This window comes from Acinetobacter tandoii DSM 14970 = CIP 107469, from assembly GCF_000400735.1.
GTDB lineage: Bacteria > Pseudomonadota > Gammaproteobacteria > Pseudomonadales > Moraxellaceae > Acinetobacter > Acinetobacter tandoii.
In genome coordinates this window covers 1-1,831 of sequence record NZ_KE007370.1, presented here as the reverse complement: position 1 = coordinate 1,831, position 1,831 = coordinate 1, and the positions used below count along the sequence as shown (strand labels likewise).

Here is a 1,831-nt window from a genome sequence, read left to right as displayed (position 1 = left end):
GGTATCAGCTGTATCTCCACTAGATACGCCTCCTGTCAGTACGTTGCCACTTACCGGGTTAGGGACGCTGTCTTCTGTAATGCTATTCGTGTCAGAATTCGCAACAGGTGCGTCATCTATAATCGTAATCGTTACGGTATTCGTTGTACTATTGCCCTGAGCATCCTTAGTGGTATAGCTAAACGTATCCTCAACATTATCGCCATTTGACGGTTTAGTCAGTGTGTATGTGTAGTGACCATCTTCATCAATGCTGAACGTCCCATATTGAGTCGAACCATTAGTAACGGGTACTGCTTTGACCTCGGATGGTAGGTTCACTGTATCTGTTACGGTATGACCAGTACCCGCAGTTGAACCACCCGCAAGACCACTCTCATTGACAGTATTGGTAATTGGAGCTGGTGTTAGATTGACATTTGCCACATTAATCGTAAGCGTTGAATGAGATAAATCACCATCCGCATCACGTACCGTATAAGTAAATACATCCTGTGCATCAGCTGTTACTGCATCAGCGGTTGATACATAGGTATAACTGCCATCGGCATTTAAGGTGATATAGCCATATTGACCATCAATCCTGCCTCCAACGCCACCTGCACTGTTCGTTGCAGTATCACCAGATACTACACCAACCACTGCACCCGTATTCACCCAACCATCTGCGCCAGCAGTATCATTTGTTAATACACCGTCAGCAGCAAGTACGCTCAGCACACCACCTTCACTAAGGCTACCAGTATCTGCCACAGCAGTTGGAACATCATCAATCACTTGTACAACCAGACTACCTGTTGTGGTTACCCCTCCTGCATCTGTGACACTCAGTGGAATGCCACTCAGAAGTAAACCATCATTTCCAACAGCGCTATGTGTCTGGGCATTGTTCAAAGTATAGGTATAACTCAAACTACCTGAAGTTGGGATACCACCTACACTGCTATTTGCCGTAAAATCATTTAGAACGATGGTTCCACCAGCGACGTTGATCGCTGCCGATGGGTTGCTGCTACTCAGTGATTGTAATTGTGAAAGGCTAAAGTTCTGTCCGCCTATGTTAATACTGCTTAAGCCATCTCCTGCATTGATCTGAATCGTTTCACTGGCAGATTCGCTCGCTGCACTTGCGTTGCTACCTGTACTTAGACCACTTTCATACACTGTAATCTGACCACCAACACTGCTACCGTTCTGATCGTTCGGTGTAATGCTTGGTAGGCCATCGGTATGTCCGTTAATGGTGATGGTTAATGTCGTGGTACTCCAGTCCCCATCTGCATCTTTAATGGTGTAGCTAAATGTTTCTGTGAGCTTGCCTCCATCTTTTAATGCATTCACGGTTGCGTTATTTGGGTCAACGGTATAGCTGTAACTACCATCGCTATTGAGTATCAGTGTGCCGTAGTCACCTGCAAGTCCTGTTCCACCAACATTACCTGTTTGTTCTGTTGTTGAGCTTCCTTTGCTGACTCCTGTCACTTGTGTTGCATCTGCACCTAAACGGTCAGCAACATCTGTGCTGTTGCTACTGCCACCTGTGATCACGTTTCCTTCAAGTGCTGCACCGTCTTCTGTCACTGTGCCTGTGTCAGCTTTGGCTTCTGGGGCGGTATCTGTGATGAGAATGACCAGATTCGTCGCTGCTGAGCTTTCATTGGCATTGTCTGTCACTACAATTGGGAAAGTATCGCTTACGCTAGTATCACCACCGCTGTGGTCTTTGCTGCTGTCACTTTGTTGGTAGCTATAACTGACTTTGCCTGTTACTGGATCATAGTCGGTAAGGGTCAGTGTTCCCTCTGTACCTGCGATTGTTTTTGGTGTGGTC

At 46.4% G+C, this 1,831-nt stretch carries 1 protein-coding gene; it reads right to left on the bottom strand.

From position 1 onward, the window contains the following. The coding region (locus I593_RS15605) for a beta strand repeat-containing protein (protein WP_016168540.1) at window positions 1-1,831 on the bottom strand (1,831 nt) is incomplete at both ends.